This is a genomic window from Paractinoplanes atraurantiacus (assembly GCF_900215205.1).
Classification (GTDB): Bacteria; Actinomycetota; Actinomycetes; order Mycobacteriales; family Micromonosporaceae; genus Actinoplanes; species Actinoplanes atraurantiacus.
In genome coordinates, this window is sequence record NZ_OBDY01000025.1 from 66,357 (window position 1) to 87,719 (window position 21,363).

Annotated in this window: 17 protein-coding genes; 6 read left to right on the forward strand and 11 right to left on the reverse strand. The window is 71.7% G+C overall.

Annotated features, from left to right (window positions below; translation table 11 throughout):
• Positions 1–44: 44 nt before the first annotated feature.
• Positions 45–329 carry a DUF6458 family protein gene (locus tag CRP55_RS38380; RefSeq protein WP_097326915.1) on the forward strand — a complete coding sequence of 95 codons (285 nt, stop codon included), beginning with the start codon at positions 45–47 and terminating at the stop codon, positions 327–329.
• Between the two features lie 64 nt (positions 330–393).
• Here CRP55_RS38380 and CRP55_RS38385 read toward each other — a convergent pair whose 3' ends face one another.
• Complete coding sequence (locus tag CRP55_RS38385) at positions 394–1,227, reverse strand: SDR family oxidoreductase (protein WP_097326916.1); 834 nt, start codon at positions 1,225–1,227, stop codon at positions 394–396.
• Between the two features lie 105 nt (positions 1,228–1,332).
• On the opposite strand from CRP55_RS38385, the gene CRP55_RS38390 reads away from it, so the two are divergent.
• A complete protein-coding gene (locus tag CRP55_RS38390; RefSeq protein ID WP_097326917.1) occupies positions 1,333–1,719 on the forward strand; it encodes a winged helix-turn-helix transcriptional regulator in 387 nt (128 codons plus the stop codon).
• Here CRP55_RS38390 and trhA read toward each other — a convergent pair.
• A complete protein-coding gene (trhA, locus tag CRP55_RS38395) occupies positions 1,698–2,375 on the reverse strand; it encodes a PAQR family membrane homeostasis protein TrhA (RefSeq protein WP_097326918.1) in 678 nt (225 codons plus the stop codon). The two genes, CRP55_RS38390 and trhA, sit on opposite strands and share 22 nt — an antisense overlap.
• A gap of 53 nt (positions 2,376–2,428) precedes the next feature.
• Between trhA and CRP55_RS38400 the strand changes: the two genes are divergently transcribed.
• Genes CRP55_RS38400 through CRP55_RS38410 form a run of 3 tightly spaced genes read left to right on the forward strand, consistent with a single transcriptional unit; the run spans position 2,429 to position 4,609 of the window.
• Positions 2,429–3,040: a 5-oxoprolinase subunit B family protein gene (locus CRP55_RS38400; RefSeq protein WP_097326919.1), complete on the forward strand. Its 612-nt coding sequence runs from the start codon at positions 2,429–2,431 to the stop codon at positions 3,038–3,040.
• Positions 3,037–3,867, forward strand: coding sequence for a 5-oxoprolinase subunit C family protein (locus CRP55_RS38405; RefSeq protein WP_097326920.1), 831 nt, complete (start codon positions 3,037–3,039; stop codon positions 3,865–3,867). Before CRP55_RS38400 ends, CRP55_RS38405 begins: the two co-directional genes overlap by 4 nt.
• Positions 3,863–4,609 carry a LamB/YcsF family protein gene (locus CRP55_RS38410; protein ID WP_097326991.1) on the forward strand — a complete coding sequence of 249 codons (747 nt, stop codon included), beginning with the start codon at positions 3,863–3,865 and terminating at the stop codon, positions 4,607–4,609. The genes CRP55_RS38405 and CRP55_RS38410 overlap by 5 nt, the downstream gene beginning before the upstream one ends.
• An 83-nt stretch (positions 4,610–4,692) precedes the next feature.
• On the opposite strand, the gene CRP55_RS38415 is transcribed toward CRP55_RS38410, so the two are convergent.
• The 6 genes from CRP55_RS38415 to pdhA form a co-directional block, all read right to left on the reverse strand.
• Positions 4,693–6,465, reverse strand: coding sequence for an NHL domain-containing thioredoxin family protein (locus tag CRP55_RS38415; RefSeq protein WP_097326992.1), 1,773 nt, complete (start codon positions 6,463–6,465; stop codon positions 4,693–4,695).
• Between the two features lie 63 nt (positions 6,466–6,528).
• Positions 6,529–10,317: an LppU/SCO3897 family protein gene (locus tag CRP55_RS38420; RefSeq protein WP_143235215.1), complete on the reverse strand. Its 3,789-nt coding sequence runs from the start codon at positions 10,315–10,317 to the stop codon at positions 6,529–6,531.
• Positions 10,318–10,631: 314 nt separating this feature from the next.
• A complete protein-coding gene (locus CRP55_RS53530) occupies positions 10,632–10,769 on the reverse strand; it encodes a hypothetical protein (RefSeq protein ID WP_179855508.1) in 138 nt (45 codons plus the stop codon).
• A 178-nt stretch (positions 10,770–10,947) separates the two neighbouring features.
• On the reverse strand, positions 10,948–12,390 hold the full coding sequence (locus CRP55_RS38425; RefSeq protein ID WP_097326922.1) for a dihydrolipoamide acetyltransferase family protein: 1,443 nt from the start codon (positions 12,388–12,390) through the stop codon (positions 10,948–10,950).
• 5 nt (positions 12,391–12,395) lie between these two features.
• Entirely contained in the window at positions 12,396–13,382 is a 987-nt protein-coding gene (locus CRP55_RS38430; RefSeq protein WP_097326923.1) for an alpha-ketoacid dehydrogenase subunit beta, read from the reverse strand.
• Positions 13,382–14,521 carry a pyruvate dehydrogenase (acetyl-transferring) E1 component subunit alpha gene (gene pdhA, locus CRP55_RS38435; protein WP_097326924.1) on the reverse strand — a complete coding sequence of 380 codons (1,140 nt, stop codon included), beginning with the start codon at positions 14,519–14,521 and terminating at the stop codon, positions 13,382–13,384. The genes CRP55_RS38430 and pdhA overlap by 1 nt, the downstream gene beginning before the upstream one ends.
• Positions 14,522–14,982: 461 nt before the next feature.
• Here pdhA and CRP55_RS38440 point away from each other — a divergent pair, with 461 nt between their 5' ends.
• The gene (locus CRP55_RS38440; RefSeq protein ID WP_097326925.1) at positions 14,983–16,323 is read left to right on the forward strand and encodes a hypothetical protein; all 1,341 of its coding nucleotides are present in this window, start codon (positions 14,983–14,985) and stop codon (positions 16,321–16,323) included.
• Here CRP55_RS38440 and CRP55_RS38445 read toward each other — a convergent pair whose 3' ends face one another.
• The 3 genes from CRP55_RS38445 to CRP55_RS38455 are packed head-to-tail and all read right to left on the reverse strand — an operon-like array spanning position 16,324 to position 20,886.
• On the reverse strand, positions 16,324–17,535 hold the full coding sequence (locus CRP55_RS38445; RefSeq protein WP_097326926.1) for a hypothetical protein: 1,212 nt from the start codon (positions 17,533–17,535) through the stop codon (positions 16,324–16,326).
• A 34-nt stretch (positions 17,536–17,569) separates the two neighbouring features.
• Positions 17,570–19,252, reverse strand: a complete 1,683-nt coding sequence (locus tag CRP55_RS38450) for a GTPase (RefSeq protein ID WP_097326927.1) — start codon at positions 19,250–19,252, stop codon at positions 17,570–17,572.
• Positions 19,249–20,886 (reverse strand): GTPase domain-containing protein, encoded by a 1,638-nt coding sequence (locus CRP55_RS38455; RefSeq protein WP_245923640.1) that lies wholly within the window; start codon positions 20,884–20,886, stop codon positions 19,249–19,251. Before CRP55_RS38455 ends, CRP55_RS38450 begins: the two co-directional genes overlap by 4 nt.
• Between the last annotated feature and the right edge of the window lie 477 nt (positions 20,887–21,363).

Here is a 21,363-nt window from a genome sequence, read left to right on the forward strand (position 1 = left end):
CATCATCAACGCATTGACCCCGGTGATGATCAAGGAGGCCCGTGATGGGCATCGGCGGCAGCATCTTCCTGCTGGCGGTGGGCGCGATCCTCGCGTTCGCCGTCAACGCGGATATCAGCGGGCTCGACATCAACATCATCGGCTGGATCCTGATGGCGGCCGGCCTCGTCGGGCTCATCATCACGCTCTGGTACTGGAACAGCCGGCGCCGCACCGTGGTGACCCGGCAGACCGCCGCTCCGGTGGTGGCTCCGAACCAGCAGGTTCGCAGCGAGTACCGCGAGACCCGTCGCGAGGACGCCCCGCCGCCCCCGCCCCCGGGTTACTGAGTTAGAGACTCGCGACGCCGGCACGGCCGCCTCCCCCCTAGCGGCCGGGCCGGCGTCGCGCGCGTCAGAGGGCGGCCTTGATGGCGGTCGCCACCGGTGTCGCCGGCCGTCCGAGCAGCTTCTCGAGGTCGTCGCGCGGCACGAACAGCGCGCCCGCGGCGGTGGCCCGGTCGACGTCGGCGAAGACCTCGGCCGCCTCGCGGGGCAGGCCCACACCGACCAGCAGCTCGGTGTACTTGTCGACGTCCAGGTCGGTGTAGGTGACCGGCTTGCCGGTCTGGCGGGAGATCTCGGCGGCCAGCTCGGCCTTGGTGAGGGCCTCGCCGCCCAGCTCGTACGTCTTGCCCTCGTGCCCCTCGGTGACCAGAGCCGCCGCGGCCGCCTCGGCGTAGTCGGCGCGGGGAGCCAGGCTGATCCTGCCGTCGCCGGAGGCGCCGACGAGGCCCTGCGCGACCGCCTGGTCGGCCGGGTAGTTCTCGACGTACCAGCCGTTGCGCAGGATGACGTACGGAAGCCCGGAGTCTTTGATCAGCTTTTCGGTGACCGCGTGCTCGCCGGCCAGCTTCATGTCGGTGGTGTCGGCCTTCGGCGCGCTGGTGTAGACGAGCAGCCCGACGTTGGCCGCCTTGGCCGCTTCGACGACGTTGGTGTGCTGCGCGATCCGCTTGCCGGGCTCGCTGGCCGAGATGAACAGCACCTTGTCGGCGTTCTCGAAGGCGGCCCGCAGGCCCTCCTGGTCCTCGTACGACACCTTCTTGACCGTGATGCCGAGGTCGGCGATCTTCTCGACCTGGCGGCCGAGACCGACGATGTCGCCGGCCGGTACGCCCTTGGCCAGCAGGGACTCGATGGCGAGGCGGCCGAGGTGTCCGGTGGCGCCGGTAACAACGATGGTCATGGGGAGCTCCTCTGACGACTTGATCTGCCAGTAGAAGCCAACATGCCTGGTCAGCGATCACTTCCCATTCGATAGTAGGCACCTTGAAGTGCAATACTTACTCGCATGGAAGTGACTGCGTACGCGAAGGACTGCCCGAGCCGGCAGATCCTCGACCGGATCGGCGACACGTGGAGCGTCCTGATCGTGGTGATGCTGGCCGACGGACCGCAGCGCTACACGGCGCTGTCGAAGAAGATCCAGGGCGTGAGCCCGAAGATGCTCACCCAGACGCTGCGCGGTCTGGAGCGCGACGGCCTGATCATCCGTACGGTGCACGCCGAGGTGCCGCCGCGCGTCGACTATCAGCTCACCGAGCTCGGCCAGAGCCTGCTGGGCCTGGTGCGGGCGCTGGAGCAGTGGGCCGAGACGCACATCGAGGATGTGCAGCGGGCCCGGGTCGTCTATGACAACCCGGGCGTCAAGGCCGACTACGCGTACAGCGCGAAGTAGATCGCGATGTGGTGGCAGAGGGCGGCCACCAGCGTGCAGGCGTGGAAGAACTCGTGGTGACCGAAGACTGTGGGCCACGGGTTCGGGCGGCGCAGAGCGTAGAAGACGGCGCCCACGCTGTAGATTACGCCGCCCACCGCGAGCAGCACGAGGCAGGTGACGCCGCCGGTGTGCAGCACGTCGGGCAGGATCGCGACGGCGCCCCAGCCGAGCGCGAGATAGAGCGGCGCCCCGGCCCAGCGCGGCAGGTGCGGCCAGATCGTCTTGAGGGCCACGCCGCCGAGCGCGCCGCCCCAGATCAGCGAGAGCATCAGCGTCGCCTTGCCGGGGTGCAGCAGCAGGACGCAGAACGGCGTGTACGTGCCGGCGATGAAGATGAAGATCATCGAGTGATCGGCCCGTCGCATGATCTGATAGCCGCGTTCGCTCCAGACCCGCCGGTGGTAGAGCGCGCTGATGCCGAACAGGCCGCAGACGGTCGCGCTGTAGATCAGGACGCTGAAGAACGGCGAGAAGCCCGGTCGGCTGAGCGCGATCGAGCACAGCACGATGCCGCCGACGACGGCGACGAAGAACGCATACTGATGCAGCCGGCCACGCAGACGCGGCTTGCCGAGATCGGCCGGCTTCATCCGGAACGGTGCGGAGGTCGTCACGACTCCAGGTTACGGTATCGTAAGTTACTGGCAAGTAGAACCAGGGTGTCGTGATGAGGCTACGACAGGTCGGCCGGACCGCGCTGCTGATCGAGTGCGACGATCCGGGTCAGGTCGAGGCCTGGCGTCGCGAGCTCTGGCGCCGGCGCGAAACGGGCGATCTGGCGGTGGTCGACATCGTCCCGGGAGCGGGCACCGTGCTGCTGGACGGTGTGGGGCCGGGCACGGCGGCGTTACTTGCTTCGCTCACTCCGCTTCTGGACGCGGCGGCTCTCGCCGAGGGACCGCTCGTGGAGGTGCCGACGGTCTTCGACGGTGAGGATCTCGCTGACGTGGCCGACCTCTGGCAGGTGTCGGTGGACGACGCGATCGGGCGGCTCGCCTCAGTCGACTTCACCGTGGCGTTCAGCGGATTTGCTCCCGGTTTCGGCTATATGCGAGGTCTTCCGGAGGAGTGGGCGGTGCCCCGGCTCGCCGCTCCGCGGCCTCGCGTTCCGGCCGGCTCGGTCGCCCTCGCCGACGCGTACTGCGGGATTTATCCGTCGGCCTCACCGGGCGGGTGGCGGCTCGTCGGTCGTACGGCCATGGAGCTTTTTGATGTACGCCGGGACGACCCGGCCACTCTCAGTCCGGGAGCGCGCGTGAAGCTCGTGCCAGCCTCATGATCACGGTCGTGCGATCCGGTCCGCTGACGACCGTGCAGGACCTCGGCCGGCCCGGGTACGCCCATCTCGGCGTTCCGCGGTCGGGGGCGCTCGACGGGCCGGCGCTGAAGCGGGCCAACGCGCTGGTCGGCAACCCGGCGGAGGCGGCCGGGCTGGAGACGACGCTGATGGGGTGCGCGCTGCGGTTCGAGGAGGCGGCGCGGGTCGCGGTCACGGGTGCCTCGGCGGTGGTGAAGCTGGACAAGAAGCCGGTCGAAGGCGTGATCGAGGTGCCGGCGGGCTCGGTGCTCGACATCGGCCGGGCCACCGCTGGGGTGCGGTCCTATGTCGCCGTGGCCGGGGGGATCGACGTCGAGCCGGTGCTGGGCAGCCGGTCGACCGACACGCTGTCGGGGCTGGGGCCGGCCAAGCTCACGGACGGGGCGGTGCTGCCGATCGGGACGGCCGCCGGGCTTTTCGTGGAAGCTGGTTCGCCGGCTAACTACCACGCTGAGCTGGAGCTGGGGGTGTGGCTCGGTCCGCGCGACGACTGGTTCCAGTGCCGGGAGCTCTTCGTGACCGCGTACAAAATAAGCCCGATGAGCAACCGCATCGGATGCCGGCTGGCCGGCAGCGCCCTGACCCGCGCCAAGGCCGGCGAACTGCCCTCCGAAGGAGTGGTGCTGGGCGCGGTGCAGGTGCCGGCGGACGGGCAGCCGCTGATCTTCCTGGCCGACCATCCGACGACCGGCGGCTACCCGGTGATCGGCGTGGTCGACGACGTGACGCCGCTCGCGCAGGCGCGGCCGGGTACTACCGTTCGGTTCCGTGCCCTCCCTCTCGATTGACCTCAACGCCGACCTCGGTGAAGGATTCGGCCGGTGGCGCCTCGGCGACGACGAGGCGCTGCTCGACATCGTGACCTCGGCCAACGTGGCGTGCGGCTTCCACGCCGGCGACCCGTCCACCATGCGCCGCGTGTGCGCAGCGGCGACGGCCAAAGGCGTGGCCATCGGCGCCCAGGTCGGCTACCGCGATCTGGCGGGCTTCGGCCGGCGGCGGATCGAGTACGAGCCGGACGAGCTCCGCGACGACATTTTGTATCAGATCGGGGCGTTGAGCGCGTTCGGGAAAGTCGCCTACGTGAAACCGCACGGGGCGCTCTACAACGTCGCGGCGGTCGACGAGGTGCAGGCCGGGGCGGTGGTGGCGGCGGTCAGCGCCTTCGACGCGGCGCTGCCGGTGCTGTGTCAGCCGGGATCGACACTTAGCCGGCTCGCTATCGACGCCGGGCTGACCGTGGTGGGCGAAGGCTTCGCCGATCGGGGCTACCGGCCGGACGGAACGTTGATGCCGCGCTCGCAGCCGGGCGCGGTGCTGCACGAGGCCGGCGCGGTGGTCGCCCAGGCCGTGCGGATGGCGGTGGAGAAGGTGGTCGCGACCGGCGATGGCCAGGAGGTGCCGTCACCGGTCGCGTCGATCTGCGTGCATGGGGACACGCCGGGCGCGGTCGAGCTGGCGGCCCGGGTCCGCGCTGGGTTGCGCGAAGCCGGGCTGACCGTCAGGCCGTTCGCTTATCCACAGTCCTGAGTTATCCACAGCCCGCCCGCGCGATCCTCGGCTTTTCGGGAGGATGGCTGTGTAGGACGGGGGCCCCCTTGGGAGGGCGGGGTCTAGGACTCGTCCAGGCCTCGCAGGATCAAGGGGAGGCGGTCGGGGCCGTCGGCGGTGACCACCACGGGGACGCCCCAGTCCTGGCGGGTCAAGTGGCAGGCGGCGAACTCGACGTCGACGTCACAGGTGGCGGCCTGGGCCACTACCTGCAGAATGCCCTTCGGGATGTCGGGGTTGATGACCAGCGGGCGGGACAGGTCGGTGGTCACGCCGGCGCCGGAGAGCAGCAGCTCCGGTGGGGAGGCCGAGACCTCCAGGCGCGTCGACGGGCCGAACTGGGTGTCGAGCTTCTGACCGGGAGCCGGTGTGAAGATCACGTCCAGGGTGAGGGCGCCGGGGGCCACCGGTGACGGCGGGCGCTCGGTGCGGTGACGCTCGCCGGCCACGCTCTGCACGGCGCCGGGGGCCAGGTGGGTCAGGCGGTGGGCGGCCGACTCGACCACGATCACGTCGCCGGTCGAGGTGACCAGCACGTCGCTGGGCTCGGCCAGGCCGGAGTCGACGGTCGAGACCGTCTCGGTGGCGGGGTCGTAGCGGCGGATCGCGCCGTTGTAGGTGTCGGCGATCAGGACCGAGCCGTCGGACAGTGCGGCCACGCCCAGCGGATGCTGGAGCAGGGCCTCCTTGGCCGGGCCGTCCACATGGCCGAAGTCGAACAGGCCCTGGCCGACGGCGGTGTGCATGACGCCGGCCTCGATGTAGCGCACGGCCGAGGTCTCGCTGTCGGCGATCCACAGGCGGTCGCCGCCGACCGACAGGCCGGACGGCTGGGCCATCCAGACGTCGGGGATCGGGCCGTCGCGCAGCGACTCGACCGTCGTGCCGGCGTAGACGCCGACCGTGCGCTTGATCGGGTCGAACCACCAGAGCTGGTGGATGCCGGCCATCGCGATGATGACCTTGTCGTCGAACCAGGCGAGATCCCACGGTGAGGACAGGTCGGCGGCGAGCGCGTCGTGCGGGTGCTCGTCGACGGCCGAACGCCACGGGCGGCCGGAGCCGGCGACCAGGGTGATCTCGCCATCGGACAGGCGCAGACCGCGCAGTTGGTGGTTCACCGTATCGGCGATGACCACATCGTAGCCGGCGGTGGCGGCGACGTCGGACGGCAGAAGCAGCAGGCCCTGCGGCTCGTTGAACGGCCCGAACCGGCGTACGAGCGTCTCGCCGTCCGCCTCGACCTCGGCCACCGAATGGCCGGTGGAGTCGCTGACCAGCAGGTTTCCGTTGGCCAGCTCGATCGCCTTGCCGGGGAAACGCAGCAGCGTGTCGGGCGCGGGCGGCGGCACGTACGGGCCGTCGCCGCGGTGCAGGGTGCCGTCGGCGGTGTGCTTGGCGATCAGCTCGTCGATCAGGCGGGAGAGGCCCTCGGCGTGACCCTCGCCGGCCATCGAGGCGACCAGGTATCCGGTCGGGTCGACCACCGCGATGGTGGGCCAGGCCTTGGCCGCGTACTGCTGCCAGAGGTGCATGTCGCCGTCGTCGACGACCGGGTGGTGCACGCCGTAGCGCTCCACGGCGGCGGCCAGCGCCTTCGGGTCGCGCTCGTGCTCGAACTTCGGCGAGTGGACGCCGATCACGACGAGGGCGTCGCCGTACTTCTGCTCGAGCGGCCGCAACTCGTCGAGCACGTGCAGGCAGTTGATGCAGCAGAAAGTCCAGAAGTCCAGAATGACGATCTTGCCGCGGAGATCGGCGAGGGTCACATCCCGGCCGCCGGTGTTCAGCCAGCCTCGGCCCCGGAGCTCCGGCGCCCGCACACGTCCAGTCATCCGACCATCGTGCCGCACCGGCATCGCCGGCACGGCACGAAGGTGGTCAGGATGACAAGGCGGTCACTTGTTGGGCTTCAGGCAGAGGACCTGCGACTTGCCGTCGCCCGTGGTGGTGAGCACCGACGGGTTGGCCGGGTCGGAGCACTGGGCCTTGTCGTCCACGATGGAGACGACCTGGAACGTGCCGCTGCCACCGCAGTCGACCTTGACCGCGGCCGTGCCGTCCTGCTTGACGCAGTCGCCGGTCTTCATGGCGGCCTCGTCCTTGCCGCCGGCGACCAGGAACACCAGGCCGAAGACGACACCGAGGAGCACGATCGCGCCGAGCACGACGGCGAGCAGGATCGGGAAGACCCGTACGTGCGGGGTCTCCGGCTTCGCGGCCGGTGCGTCCGGCTTGAAGCTGTCGAACTTGCCCTGCTCGGAGTCGGGTCCCGGCCAGCTGGTGGTGTCGTTCGGGCTGGGCGGGGTCACCGTGGCCCGGCTCGCCGCGCTGCCGAAGCCGCCGCTGGTCTCGGGTCCGAAGCCGCCGCTCGTGTCGGGCCCGCTGCCCGGCACGAAGCCGCCCGGCTGGCCACCGTTCGGCCCACCGAAGCCGTTGATGCCCGGGGGCATCGGCGGCAGTGCGGGCGCGGGCACGTACGGCTGCTGCTCGCGGCCGGCCACGTCGGTGGTCATCTCGTTGAACTGGTCGGGCCGGGCGCCGAACGGGGAGGTGCTGTTGGCCTGCTCACCGGGCCGCGGCCCGAACGGCGAGGCACCGTTCGGCGAGTCACCCGGCCGCGGTCCGAAGGCCGATCCGGCGGGCGCGCCGAAGGGCGAGTCGCTTTGCTTGCCGTACGGGGAGTCGCCCTGCTGGCCGAAGGCAGAGTCGCCTTGAGCGCCGAACGGGGAGTCATTCTGCTGGCCGTACGGGGAATCGCTCTGCTGGCCGTGCGAAGAGTCGCCCTGGGCGCCGAACGGGGAGTCATTCTGCTGGCCGTACGGAGAATTGCCCTGCTGGCCGAAAGCGGCGTCGCCCTGCTGGCCGAACGGGGAGTCGCCGGGCTGGCCGTAGGGCGAGGCGCCGGCGGGCGAGCCAGGAGGCGTGCCGTAGGTCGCGGCGCTCGCGGGGGAGCCGGGCGGGGTGCCGTACGTTGCGGCGCCGGCAGGGGTGCCGGGCGGGGTGCCGTAGGGCGAGCCGCTCGAGGGCTGCTCCGGGGTGGTGCCGAACGGGGAGCCGCCGGCGGGGGCGCCGCTGGAAGGCGAGCCGTAGGTGGAACCGCCGAACGGAGAACTCTCCGAGCCGGCAGGCGTTCCGTAGGTCTCCGGCGGGGCCGCGGGGGCACCGGCGGGCGAGACTCGGGCGCTGGCCCGGGCCGGGGACTGCGGGGCGACACCGGGCGTGCCCGGCTCGTCCTGCTGTTGGCCGAAGCCCTCGTCGGGGCGTGCGGTGAACATGCCCGTCGGCTCGCTGAAGTCGGCGGCCGGCTGGAACTCCTGGGCCGGGGCCGAGAAGTTCGGGGAAGGAGCCGAAGAGGCCTCCTCCTGGTCGGTCTCGGCCGGCGCCGGGCGACCGTAGACCCGTGCCTGCGGGCTGGACGACTGCGGCGGCAGCTCGGTGGCCTCGACCGGGGCGACCCGGTTCGTCGTGGGCACCGAGGCGCTGGCCGTGACCGGCCGGGCCGATCCGACCGCGGCCGAGCCCGCCGCGCCGGCCGAAGGTGAGCCGGAGGCGGGGTTGACGGAGGCGGAGCCGGGCTGCACCTCGGACGGGTCGCGCGGCTGCGGCACCGATCCGTTGCGGTTGTCGGAGCCGGTCAGGGCGCCGAGGGCCGCGCCGGGAACCCGCTGCGGATATCCGCTCGGGCTGTCGCCGGCCGGCTCGGGACGCCGGTAGGGAGCGTGGTGGTCGGGCGCGTCACCGGAGGGACCGTCACCTGAAGGACCGTCACCGGAGGAACCGTTGCCGAACGGACCGTCGCCGGACGGACCGCTACCGGACGGACCATCGCCGAACGGGCTGTTACCGGACGAAGCGTTGCCGAACGGGCTGTTGCCGGACGAAGCGTTGCCGGACGAAGCGTTGCCGAACGGGCTGTCACCGGGCGAAGCGGTCCCAGAGGGACCGTTGCCGGAGGGGCCGTTGCCGAACCCGGAGTTGTAGGCCGGAGCCTCGGGCCGCGCGGGCGCGCCATACGGCGACTCGGCGCCGGCCTGGTCGAACGGGCGGGCCGAGCCGTAGGTGCCGGTGGCCGGCTGCGCGCCGGAACTCTCCTCGGCCGAGCCCTCACCGAACGGGGCCGGGCGCGCGGAACCGTAAGCGGAAGCGCCGGCCGGCTGACCCGATCCGTAAGGCGACTCGGGCTGGGCCGATCCGTAAGGCGACTCGGGCTGAGCTGATCCATACGGCGAGTCGGCCTGGGCCGATCCTCCGTAAGGCGACTCGGACTGAGGCGATCCTCCGTAAGGCGACTCGGACTGGGGCGATCCGAACGGCGAGTTTGGCTGGGCACCGTAAGGCGAGTCGGGCTGGGCCGATCCGAACGGCGAGTCCGGCTGGGCGCCGTACGGCGAGTCGGGCTGGGCCGATCCGTAAGCCGCGGCGGCCGGCTGGTCGCCCTGGCTGCTGCGGCCGAACGGGTCGGGCAGCGCCGGGCCGGCACCACCGGAAGCACGGCTGGGCAGATCGGAACCGGCGGGCGCGCGGCCGGGCAGGTCAGAACCCGCGGGGCCGCGGCTGGGCAGGTCGGAGCCGGCAGCAGCGCGGCTGGGCAGGTCAGAACCCGCGGGGGCGCGGCCGGGCAGGTCGGAGCCCGAGCGGCCGAACGGGTCGGCGAAGGGCTCGGACCGGTAGGGGTGCGGCGGGATCTCTTCCTGTGAAGACGACGGGGCAGCCCCGCCGCCGAACGCGCTGAAGCCGCCGGACGGCGGGCCGTCGGGGCCGGACGGGGAACCGCCGCGGATCGGCAGCTCGCCGCTGGGGGCCTGGGTGCGGATGGGCAGCTCGCCGCCCTGCTGGGGGACGGCCGACGGTGCCTCGGGCTCCTGGCTGCCGCGCAGCGGGAAACCGCCGCTGCCGCCACCGCGGGTCGGGAACGCGGAGCCGCCACCGCCGGCGCCGCGCAGCGGGAACCCGCCGGCCGGGTCGGCCGCGGCCGGGGGCTGGGCCTGGGGCGGAGCCGCCGGGGCGGCGGCCTGCGGGGCCTCGGGCGCCCCTGTCGGGCGCGTCGGCGGCGGAGCGTCGGGCAGGCCGGTCAGGGTCGCGCCGGGCACGCGCACGCGCTGGTTGTCGAAGGCCGAGATACCGGGCGGCCGCCCGGTGGACGGGTCGACCGGCTCGCCCGAGCCCTGGTCAGGGCTGGACTGGTCACGGCTGGATTGGCCGGCGGCGAAGCCGTTGAAACCCTCGAAGCTGTCCACGGTGCCGGCCGGGTTCGCGTTCCGCTGCGGGAGCGGGGCGCCCTGGCGCTGGACGAACTGACCCTCGGAGTCGGGGGTGGAGCGCACCTGAGGCGCCCACGCCGAGTCGCCGGGTGTGACCGATCCGTAAGGCGAAGCGCCCCCACGCTGCGGCAACGCGCCACCTTCCTCGGGCTGCGGCTCGCGGGCCGAGCCATAGGGAGTCCCGCCGGAGCCGGCGGAAGCACCGAAGGAGGAGACCGCGGGCACCACGAACGGCGAGCCGCCGTTCGGCGTGGCCTGCGGGGGCGGGCCGTACGAGCTGGGGAAACCGTCGGCGGGCGGCTGGGCGGACGCTCGGCCCGCAGCTCGCTGACTGTCGGTGTCCGGCGGGAAACCGTCCGACGTGGGTCCGCCCGACGTGGCCTCGGCCGGTCGCGAACCGGCGTAATGCCCCTCGGACGTCATGAGCGCCTCCTCATACATTTCGGCCGTGCCGGGCTTTGCACGGACGCGGCCCACCGGCGGGCGCCGGAGACCGTGCCCAGCTCTGAGGCCAGGCCGTGCGGGATTCCCGGGCCAAAAAACAAGGCCGTGAACCCCGGCCCCCGTGCCGACCGGCCGAGCCGGCTCGTTGGCCGTGCCCAACCGTACCGGGCGAGGGCGGCCTGAGGAATCCCGGTGTACGTCCGGAAGGGGACCGATCGGAGATCTTTAAGCGTGACGTGAAAATGCAAACGGCCCGTCCGGAGTGAATCCGGGCGGGCCGTGGCGCCGTGGGGTCAGAAGTTGCGGCGCTGGGCCATGAGAGCGATCTCATCGCGCATCGACTGGGTGGGTGCGCTCATCCACGCACGGTCGATGGCACGGTTCTCGCGGTTGATCATCCGGCGCCGGCGGAGGCGGTCGGCGATGCTCATTGCTAAGTCACTTCCCTTGCTTGTGCCGGGATCATCCGGCCACATCGTGGTGCTCGTCTCGGTAGCTCCATTGTGCTACTTACCGAGACGAGCTGCCATCGATTTAGGGGGTGACGTTGCGCACGTGCCTAACGATCGTAGGTCAAGAAAACCAGTTGCCTACGCATCTTCGGTGTGCCTAGCTCCAGGAGAGTAGCGCCCCCTCGGGGTCGGTGAGGAAGTCACCGATGTCGCGGAGGAACTTCGAGCCCAGCTCGCCGTCGATGATCCGATGGTCGAACGAGAGCGACAGGGTCGTGACCTGGCGCGGCTTGACCTTGCCCTTGTGCACCCAGGGCATCGGCTTGATCGCGCCGAAGGCCAGGATCGCCGACTCGCCCGGCGGCAGGATCGGCGTGCCGGTGTCGACGCCGAACACCCCGACATTGGTGATCGAGAGCGTGCCGCCCGACATGTCGGAAGGAGGCGTCTTGCCGGATCTTGCGACCTGGACCAACGTGTTCAACGCCTCGGCCAGCTCCCGCAACGTGAGACGCCCGGCGTCCTTGATGTTGGGAACGATCAGGCCGCGCTCGGTGGCCGACGCGATGCCGAGGTTCACGTACTCCTTGACGACGATCTCGTTCGTCGCGCCCGACCAGGTCGAGTTGACCATCGGGTGACGCTTGACGGCGAGCAGCACCGCCTTCGCCACCAGCAGCAACGGCGAGATCCGGACGTCGCGGAACTCGCGCCGGCCCTTGATCTTCTCGAGCGCCTTCATCGACCGCGTCACGTCGATCGTGAGGAACTCGGTGACGTGCGGCGCCGTGAAGGCCGACGCCACCATGTTCTCCGCGGTGAGCTTCCGCACGCCCTTGATCGGGACGCGCTGCTCGCGGGACGCGTCGAAGACCGCCGCGGCCCGAGCGGTGGTCACGCTGGGTGCCGCGGTCGCTGCTTGCTGTCGCGCTGACGCGGCTTGGTGTACGTCGTCACGACTGACCGAACCCAGCGGCCCGGTCCCGGTGATCGCGGTGAGGTCGACACCGAGATCGCGGGCGAGCTTGCGCACCGGCGGCTTGGCCAGCACCGGACCGGCCGTCCGCACGCCCGGAGCCGGCTTGGGATTGGGGGCAGGCACCGGCGCGGGAGGCGGGGGCGGCGTCTCTGCGATGGGCGGCGCCGCTACGGGCGTACCACCCAATCGGGGTCGTCGCTTTGCCGCTGTTGTCTTTGGTCCGTAACCGACGAGGACCGGCGTGCGCCCGGCGTTGGGCGCCGGACTGCCGGCCATGCCCGGCTCGACGGCACCCTCGGCCGGCGCGATCTGCACCGCCGCGAGGGACTCGGCCGACGGCACCGGGCCGTCGAAGTCGGGCAGCGGACCGGCCGACGGGTCGGTGTCGATCGCGATGATCGGCGCGCCCACCTCGACCGTCGTGCCGGCCTCGAAGAAGATGCGGGCGACCACGCCGCCCCATTTGGCCGGGATCTCCACCGCCGCCTTGGCCGTCTCGACCTCGACGATCGGCTGGTTGAGCTCGATCGTGTCGCCGACCTTGACCAGCCAGGACAGGATCTCGCCCTCGGTGAGGCCCTCGCCCAGGTCGGGCAGGGGGAACTCCTTGATCCGGGACATCGGCGTCACCAGCCGAACGAACGGTCGACGGCGTCCAGGACCCGGTCGAGGTCGGGGAGGTATTCCTCCTCGACCCGCGCCGCCGGGTACGGGATGTCGTAGCCGGTCACCCGCAGCACCGGGGCCTCGAGCGAGTAGAAGCAGTGCTCGGTGACCCGGGCCGCGATCTCGGCGCCGAGGCCGATGTTGCCGGGCGCCTCGTGCACGACGACCGCGCGGCCGGTGCGCTTCACCGACTCGTACACCGGCTCGTAGTCGATCGGCGAGAGCGACCGCAGGTCGATGACCTCGAGGTTGCGGCCGTCCTCGGCCGCGGCGGCGGCCGCGTCGAGAGCGGTGCGGACCATCGGGCCGTACGCGATGACGGTCGCGTCCGTTCCCGGCCGGACCACCCGCGACTTGTGCAGCGGGTAGGCGCCCGACAGGTCGGCCGCGAGGTCGACGTCGCCCTTCTCCCAGTAGCGGCGCTTCGGCTCGAAGAAGACGACCGGGTCGTCGGAGGCGATCGCCTGCTGGATCATCGTGTACGCGTCCGCGGGGTTCGAGCAGGTCACGACCTTGAGGCCGGGAGTGTGCGCGAAGTACGCCTCCGGCGACTCCGAGTGGTGCTCGACCGCGCCGATGCCACCGGCGAACGGAATGCGGATCACGATGGGCAGGCGGACCTTGCCTCGCGACCGGTACGACATCTTCGCCACCTGGGTGACGATCTGGTTGTACGCGGGGTAGACGAACCCGTCGAACTGGATCTCGCACACCGGGCGGTATCCCCGGATCGCCAGGCCGACCGCCGTGCCCACGATGCCGGCCTCGGCCAGCGGCGTGTCGATGACCCGGTCCTCGCCGAAGTCTTTCTGCAGGCCGTCGGTGATCCGGAAGACGCCGCCGAGCTTGCCGACGTCCTCGCCCATGACGACGACCTTGGCGTTGCCCTCCAGCGAGCGCCGCAGGCCGTGGTTGAGCGCCTTGCCGAGGGTGATGTTGTCGCTCATCAGTGCCCGCTCCCCTCGAACGAAGCCTGGTAGTCGGTGAACTGCCGGCGCTGCTCGTCGAGATCGGGCGAGCCGTTCGGATAGACGTGGTCGAACATGGTGACCGGCTGCGGGTCGGGCATCGCCAGCACCCGCTCGCGCAGGTCGAGGGCGAGCTGCTTGGCCGCCTCGTCGACCTCGTCGAAGAAGTCGTCGTCCCCGATCTTCTGCTTGGCCAGGAAGGCCTTGAGCCGGGAGATCGGGTCCTTGGCCTTCCACGACTCGACCTCGCTGGCGATTCGGTAGCGCGTCGGGTCGTCCGAGCTGGTGTGTGCGCCCATCCGGTACGTGTACGCCTCGATCAGCGTCGGGCCCTCGCCCTGGCGGGCGCGGTCGAGCGCCGAGCGGGTGACCGCGTAGCTGGCCAGCACGTCGTTGCCGTCGATCCGTACGCCCGGGAAGCCGAAACCGGTGGCCCGGCGGTAGAGCGGGATGCGGGTCTGCCGCTCGAGCGGCTCGGAGATCGCGTACTGGTTGTTCTGGCAGAAGAAGACGATGGGTGCGTTGAAGACACCCGACCAGACGAACGCCTCGTTGACCTCGCCCTGGCTGGTGGCGCCGTCGCCGAAGTAGGCGATCACGGCCTCGCCGTCGGGGCTGCCGGTCTTGCCGTCCATGGTCACGCCCATCGCGTAACCGGTGGCGTGCAGGGTCTGCGCCCCGATCACGATCGTGTAGCCGTTGAACTTGTGCTCGTTCGCGTCCCAGCCACCCTGGTCGACGCCCCGGAACAAGCCGAATGGCATGATCGGGTCGATCCCGCGGGTGTAGAGGACGCCGTGCTCGCGGTAGGTCGGGAAGGCCATGTCCTGCGAGCGCAGGGCCCGGCCGGAGCCGACCTGGGCCGCTTCCTGGCCGAGCAGGCTGGCCCAGAGGCCGAGCTCGCCCTGCCGCTGGAGAGCGAGCGCCTCGCTGTCGAGCCGCCGGACCGTCACCAGGTCGCGGTAGAGCCCGCGGTACTCCTCGTCGGTGAAGTCGACGGAGTACGTCGTGCCGTCCGCGGTCGTGACGCTGTCGACGCGCTCCCCCTCCGGGGTGAGCAGTTGGACGAAGCCGCCTGCCGGTGCGTCAGCACCGACTTCGCTTTCGCCGTTCGCCATCGTGTCTCCCTGTTTCGTGTCAGCGCCGCGGCGGGTGTTGCCCGTCCACGCGGCGAACCGCCTCGGTCGCCGCGCCTGGCCCGGGTGAGGTTGCCGCGCAGCGTTTCGGCGCGGGCCGAGACCCCGCCGGGGAGTGACGGCCCCCACCTCCGCCCCGCTCAGTCAGCGAAGCGACGGCGGCGGTGCCGTCGCCCCCATCCTGACAGAGAACGTGAGCCCCGTTACAGGTCAGGTCGATCACAACTGGGAAATTCGGCCGTCACATCGGTGCCCATATTTGTCCTATTAAGTGGTTTTCGTACGGTCACTACCGTACGAACGGGCCGATTCCGCCGCTGCCGATATGCCCATGCGTCGTTCACTCCGGTAACCGGGACGAATCAATGTTGATCATTGCAGCCCCGGACCCGCCGACCCGCTCGTGACACGCCTGTGGCCAGGTTGTGAGGAGGAGACCGGACGTGCCGGACCAGCGCGACGACGACCTCGTGCCACCGATGAAGGTGATGCGGAAGCGTCTCAACGGCGTCTACCGCGCCGACACCGGCTTCTCCGGTCCCACTCGCCGCTATGTGCTGATCGTGGCGCTTCTGGTCGGGCTGGCGTCGATACCGACGCTGGCCGCGATCACCGCCGGAACCAGCGAGATCAACGGCGACCGCACCGACACCATGGACGTGCCGGTGCTGCCACCGGCCCGGCCCGGCCCCGTAGCGGTATCCCCATCCACCGCCGGCCCGTCCGCTTCCGCCTCGGTCGGCCCGTCGCCGGTGGGACCTTCGCGAGCGGACCGGTCGCCCGCGGCGAAGGGCGCCGAGCAGGCCGCCGATGCCGCGAAGCGCCTGGGCCTCCTCTTGGCCCAGCGCCAGTCGTGGGGTCAGGCACGGCCGTTCGCCGCCCTGCCCGGAATGCCCCGCGTGCCCGGCCTTCCTTCGCTGGAGTCACCCGACGACTCGTCGACCGATCGCTCGCGCGCCGACGATTCATCGGCCGGCCGCTCGCGTGGCGGCGGTACGTCGGCCGGCCGCTCGCGCGCCGATGGTTCGTCGGACGATCACCCGCAGTCCGGCAGCGCGCCCTCGGGCGACCGCCCAGCCGGTGAGGAGAGGTCCGGGGGAAAGAGGCCCGAGGCGCCGGTCCAGCTGGGCATCCCGGCGGTGCCGAATCTGCCGTCCGTGCCCGACGAGCCGGAAGAGCCTGACCTCGAGGATCCGCCTCAGGCGAACAACCCGCCCGCCGACGAGCCGTCCGGCCGCGACTGGGACGACCCTTCAGACGACGACGGCCGCGAGCCTTCGGGCCACGACGGCGGCGAGCCTTCGAGCCACGACGAGGACGACGCGGATGGCGTCGGGCGGGCGGATGATTCCGGCGATTCTGAGAAGCCGCATGTGCCGGGGCTGCCTGAGGTGCCCGATGAGCGGCCCGCGTGCCATGAGCGAGGGCGCTGCGGGGACGAGCCGTCCCATCACCGCCGGCCCGATCGCTCTCACGATCGTCGCTGCGAGCGCAGCGTGAAGACACCCGAGAAGAAGGTCAACCGTCACCGGAGGTCAGCAGTGACCGAACGTCCGCACAACATCCGCGCGACCCGCATCCTCGAGCGCAGCTACGCCAACGGCGGCGGCTATCACGGCCGGATCCCCGAGGCTCGCACCGAGGAGAACCAGATCGCGAACCGCTCCTACCGGGGCGCCCACCGCGCCGGCAGCCTGCACCACGCCGACGACCAGACCCCCGAGCAGCGGCGCAGCTCCCGGGTCGGGCGGCACCACGCCGAGGAGCACACCGGCAGCCGGTAGTCAGTTGCCGTCCAGGCGGTGGCGGTTGGCCTCGATCCAGGCGTCGATGGCGTCGGTGTCGTTCGGGTCGACACCCTCGGAGATCAGCTGGGCCACCGCCGCCGTGGCGGGGCTGCGCCGCTCGCCCGTCGCGTAGAGCCGGGCGAACTCGGGGATCATCTCCTCGACCACCTCGTCGGTCTGTGTGGCCGCCGACTCGGGCAGGTCGCGGCGCCGGGTCGCGTAGGCCGACCAGGCGCGGGCCACCCGCGGCAGCATCGCCGCGTCGTCCATGTCGAGGACCGCGCGCCGGTGCACCCAGTCGAGCAGGAACAACCCGGCCACGGCCGGGCTCCAGCGCAGCGGGTCGGGCTCGGGCAGGCTCGCCGCGTGGTCGAGGATCAGGCTGATGCAGAAGTGCAGCGAGGCCAGCTCGTCGTCGGCGGTGATGCGGTCGAGCCCGAAGCGGGCCGCCTCGGGCGAGGCCAGGAAGTCGCGGACCAGGTCGTGACCCACCGACGGCGGCTCCTCGTCGAGCGGCGGCGTGGTGGCCGGCGGCAGCAGCGCCAGCCGGGCCGCGGCCAGCGCCCGGTCGGTGGCGAGTGAGCCCTCGGCGGGCAGGTCGCTCAGCCCGTCGGTGATCTCGAGGTGGCGGCTGACCTCGCCGCGCAGCCGGCCCGGGTCTTCCTCGCGGAACCAGGTCAGCTCGTCGTCGGCGCACATCTGGCGGACCTGGGCGAGGATCCGCTCGGCCGACGTGCCGACGAAGACGTCCTTGGTGATGCCGATGTTGTGGTCGACCAGGGCGACGACCGCGTGCTCGGGCCCGCCGTCCTCAATGTCCTCATAGGCGTAGGTGACCAGGTAGGACGTCTGATCGCCGTACACGTCGCCGTAGGCATAGCACCCGGTGGGCCGGACGCGACCCAGCTGCGCCACCCACGACGGCGCCTGCGCGCCGCGCCGCACCTGGTCGGCGCCCTCCGCGTCGGGCACCAGCGCCGCGAAGACCTCGCGGATCGTGGTGGCCGAGGCGGAGCGCCGGCGGGCGGTGGCGGCCAGGAAGTCGGTCACGAAGGCGCGCACCGCCGAAGCCCTGTCCTCGACCGCGACCGAGTAGACACTGCCGAGCAGGGCGGTGCCCAGCATCTCGGCGTCCAGCGCGCAGTCGAGCTTCGCCACGTCGCGGGCCGCGTGCAGGACCGCTTCGTACGGAGTCTGAGGTCCCGGCATGTCGCGAGCGTACCCGTGACCGGCGCCACACGCGTTATTCAGAGCGCACTGCGGTGAGAGCTTCACGCGCTTGTGCGTACGCGTTGAGCACCTCACGCACCGGCGCGACCACATACTCCCGGGCGACCTCGGTGATCGACTGGCGTAGTCGGTGCTCGGCCTTCTTGCGGGCGCGCCGCGATCCCCATTCGACGATCGGCTTGAGGACCAGCCACAGCAGAACCCCGGCCAGCAGGCCGCCGAGCAGCAGAACCGTCGGCATCGGCACCGCGCCGAGCTTGGGGTTGTTCAGCTCGGGCAGGCCGAGAATCCGTACCCCGTAGCCGGCCAGCAGCCAGCCCAGCCCCACGATGGCCGCACCGACCAGCAGCAGTTGCAGCGCGCCGACGGCGCGCCACCACAGTGGTGTCTTCTCCATGCCCAGCTTCGTCTTGCCGACCGCGCGGTCGAGCGCGTCGGGCAGGTCGGCCGCGCGGGAGCGGGCGGCGTTGTTCAGCGCCGGTGTCCACACTTCGGGCAGTGGCGCGGCGGCGCGGGTGGCGACGGCGCGCACCGAGAGACCCACCGCGGATTTCTGAGCGGCGTCGGCCTCGGGCAGCGACGTGCGGGGCACGATGTCGGTGGAGACCGCGTCGGTCTCGGTCTCGGTGCCGATGTGGAGCCGCTTGAGCGGGTCGGGCCGCAGCTTGCGCAGGCCCCGCACGAGCGGCCAGCCGGTGGCGGCCGCGGCGCGATGCCGATAGGCGGCGGCGGCCGCGTCGGCCGCCGCGCCCACACCGGCCGAGGCGGCGAGCGACTCGGTGAGCTGGCGGACGGTGGCCCGGTCGACCTCGTCCTCGGCCGCCGGCGGGCCGATCATCGCCATCAGCGGTGTGCTGACCGCGTCGACGTCGGCGGCGACCCGGCGCAGCGCGGCCTGCTTGCTCGCGACCGTGGTCTCCAGGGCCGCGCGCAGGTCGGCGAGCATGCCGGGCTGCTTGGCCGAGGTGGCCAGCACCGGCGCCCCGCCGAGGCCGTCGTCGTCGAGCAGCCGCTTGAGGTCGGTCAGCACCAGGTCGGTGTCCTGGGTGGACAGCCGGTCGGCCTGGTTGAGCACCACGACCGTCACGTCGGCGTGGGAGCGGAACTGGGAGAGGTAGGCCTGGTGCAGGATGCGGTCGCCGTATTTCTGCGGGTCGACCACCCAGACGATCTGGTCGACCAGGCCGAGCAGGCGGTCGACCTCGAGCCGGTGCCCGCGCTCGACCGAGTCGAAGTCGGGCAGGTCGAGCAGGACCAGGCCGCGCAGGGCGGCCTCGTCGTCGCCGTCGAGCGCGCTCTCCCGGATGAAGCGGTGCCGCGGCAGCACCCCAACCCAGTCGAGGAGCCTGTTCGCCGGCTCCAGCGGGCCCCACACGCAGGCGTGGGCGACGCCGGTGGTCGGCCGGCGCACGCCGACCGGCGACAGCTTGAGCCGGGCCAGCGCGTTGAACAGGCTGGACTTGCCGCTGCCGGTGCTGCCGGCGAGCGCGACGACGGTGTGGTCGCGCGACAGCGACAGCCGGTTGCCGGCGCGCTCGATCAGCGTGTGGGCCGCGACCAGCTCGCTGTCGGGCAGGTAGGGGTCGACCAGCCGCACGAAGCGGCCCAGCGCCTCGAGCCGCTGGACCAGGCGGTCGGGGTCGACGCGGCCGTCGTCCATGCTGTGTGCGCCTCGCACCTTCTCCACCAGGCTCATGACGCGCTCCCGGTCAGCGCGAGCTCCCTACGGGCATCCTCCACCTCGGCGGCGGCCGAGCGAAGCTCCGCGCCCGGGTCGGTGGACAACCCGGCCTCGGTGAGGCGCTCGCTGAACCGGGCCGCCTCCTGGTCGAGCAGCTCGCCGACGCGGATCATCAGGTCTTCCCGGGCCTGCGTGGCGAGCGTACGGATGGCCTGGTCTCCGAAGATCGCCTCGAGCACCTTCTGCGCGGCGACCGTGGTGGCGGCGCCGCTGGCCACCTCGAGCCCGGTCGGGATGAAGGCGGTGGTGGTGAAGACGGCGATCATCACGGCCAGGCCGGCACCGTTCACCGCGTAGGCCGCGCCGCGGGCGACCACTCTCTTCTCCGCGCCCTCGGTGCGGACCAGGCCGAGCACCCACTCCTGCCAGTCGCGGACCAGCCGCTCGGCCTTCTCGGGCAGGTCGGCCGAGGTGCGCTGGAGGCCGGGCTCGAGCAGGGCGGCGCCGGCCGGATGGGCCTGCCAGGCCGCGTACGCCTGCTCGGCGGCGTCGGCCGCGATCGCGCGCAGCAGGGTGACCAGCTGGGACTCGAGCGCGGCCTGGAGGTTGCGGCCGGGCAGCGGGCGGCCGGTGAGCGCCGAGACGAGCTTGTCGCGCAGCTGCCCGACCTTGTTCTCGAGCGTCTTGAGGAACTCGCCGGTGCCGACGAACTCCTGCCAGCGGGCCAGCACCTCGCCGCGCAGCAGCCGGCCGTCACGCAGGCCGTCGGTCATCGTCTGCCGCGCGTTGCGATAGGCGGCGTCGACCCGGTCGTTCAGCGCCTTGGCCGCGCGGGTCTGCTCCTCGGCCGCCTCGGCCAGGCCCTCGACGGCCGGGCCGAGCGCGGTCAGGGCGCCGTCGAGCGTCTGGCGCACGACCGCGCCGCGGGCCGTCGCGTCGGCCGCGAGCTGGCCGAACCAGTCGTGCAGAGGCTTGATCACGTCCTCGGGGATCAGACCCTGACCGTCGAGCCGGGTCTCGGGCAGCACGAACAGCGGGGCGCCGCCGAGCTCGCGCACGGACAGCATGTCGCTCAGGTGGGTGGAGACCTCGCCGGCCGCCTCGGGCGGCACACGGTCGAGGACCAGGGCGATCACCGTGCCGCGCAGGCGGGCGGTGGTCAGCAGTTCCCAGGGCACGGCGTCGGCGTAGCGCGCGGCCGTGGTGACGAACAGCCACAGGTCGGCCGCCGCGAGCAGTTGCGCGGCCAGCTTGCGGTTGAGGTCGACGACCGAGTCGATGTCGGGGGCGTCGAGGAAGGCCAGGCCGGCGCCGAGGCCGGGGGCCGAGACGAGCTGGAGGGTGCGCGCGTCGGTGCTCGACTCGCGGGTGCGCACGAGGCCGGGCAGGAGCTGCCCCTGCTGGAACCAGGGCTGGTCGCCGGGGTTGCTCACCAGCACCGGGGAGCGGGTGGTCGGGCGGAGCACACCGGCCGCGCTGACCGGGGCCCGGACGATGCTGTTGACCAGTGTCGACTTGCCGGCGCCGGTGGAGCCGCCGACGACCACCAGCAGCGGCGCGTCGAGGCGGGTGAGCCGGGGGAGCAGATAGTCGTCGAGCTGGGCCACGAGAGCCGCGCCGACGCGCTTCGCGTCCTCGGCCGACGGCATGATCAACGGGTACGCGGCGGCGTCGATCGCGGCCCGCAGCCGGGCCAGGGCCGCTGCGAGTTTCGCCACAGCCGGAGGCAGCTCGACGGCCGGCGGCTCGTCGGCCGAGGAGGCGGCGGGTTCCGGATGTGGCTGACGGGACACGACGGGTTCCGTACGATCAGAGTGGTCCGCGGCATCGGCGGAAACCGCGCTGGAGGTTGGAAGCGTGGCGTCGGACACGGCGGACAGGGCCGACGGACCGACCGCCTCACCGTGCGTCGTCACGGGTAAAGAGTGCCCGATCTATGCAGACAGAACAACAGGTACCGGTATGCCGTGACCGGACAGGTATCTACCGAAGTGCTGGAGAGCGTGTGCGAGCATCGTAGTTGCGCCCCTGGGACTCAACTTCGATTTGACGTTGGGCGCGCCCGTGGCATCATTGAGTCGGTTCCACTCAACCTTTGTAATCGGACCGAGCTCTGTAAGAAGCGA

Excerpts from the sequence above, each read along its gene's own strand:
- CRP55_RS38415 (WP_097326992.1), bottom strand. The coding sequence starts at position 6,465 with ATGACTGGACGTGTGCGGGCGCCGGAGCTCCGGGGCCGAGGCTGGCTG.
- CRP55_RS38455 (WP_245923640.1), bottom strand. The coding sequence starts at position 20,886 with ATGCCGTCGGCCGAGGACGCGAAGCGCGTCGGCGCGGCTCTCGTGGCC.
- CRP55_RS38420 (WP_143235215.1), bottom strand. The coding sequence starts at position 10,317 with ATGACGTCCGAGGGGCATTACGCCGGTTCGCGACCGGCCGAGGCCACG.
- pdhA (WP_097326924.1), bottom strand. The coding sequence starts at position 14,521 with ATGGCGAACGGCGAAAGCGAAGTCGGTGCTGACGCACCGGCAGGCGGC.
- CRP55_RS38400 (WP_097326919.1), top strand. The coding sequence starts at position 2,429 with ATGAGGCTACGACAGGTCGGCCGGACCGCGCTGCTGATCGAGTGCGAC.
- CRP55_RS38430 (WP_097326923.1), bottom strand. The coding sequence starts at position 13,382 with ATGAGCGACAACATCACCCTCGGCAAGGCGCTCAACCACGGCCTGCGG.
- CRP55_RS38405 (WP_097326920.1), top strand. The coding sequence starts at position 3,037 with ATGATCACGGTCGTGCGATCCGGTCCGCTGACGACCGTGCAGGACCTC.
- CRP55_RS38380 (WP_097326915.1), top strand. The coding sequence starts at position 45 with ATGGGCATCGGCGGCAGCATCTTCCTGCTGGCGGTGGGCGCGATCCTC.
- CRP55_RS38450 (WP_097326927.1), bottom strand. The coding sequence starts at position 19,252 with ATGAGCCTGGTGGAGAAGGTGCGAGGCGCACACAGCATGGACGACGGC.
- CRP55_RS53530 (WP_179855508.1), bottom strand. The coding sequence starts at position 10,769 with ATGAGCATCGCCGACCGCCTCCGCCGGCGCCGGATGATCAACCGCGAG.
- CRP55_RS38385 (WP_097326916.1), bottom strand. The coding sequence starts at position 1,227 with ATGACCATCGTTGTTACCGGCGCCACCGGACACCTCGGCCGCCTCGCC.
- CRP55_RS38425 (WP_097326922.1), bottom strand. The coding sequence starts at position 12,390 with ATGTCCCGGATCAAGGAGTTCCCCCTGCCCGACCTGGGCGAGGGCCTC.
- CRP55_RS38390 (WP_097326917.1), top strand. The coding sequence starts at position 1,333 with ATGGAAGTGACTGCGTACGCGAAGGACTGCCCGAGCCGGCAGATCCTC.
- CRP55_RS38445 (WP_097326926.1), bottom strand. The coding sequence starts at position 17,535 with ATGCCGGGACCTCAGACTCCGTACGAAGCGGTCCTGCACGCGGCCCGC.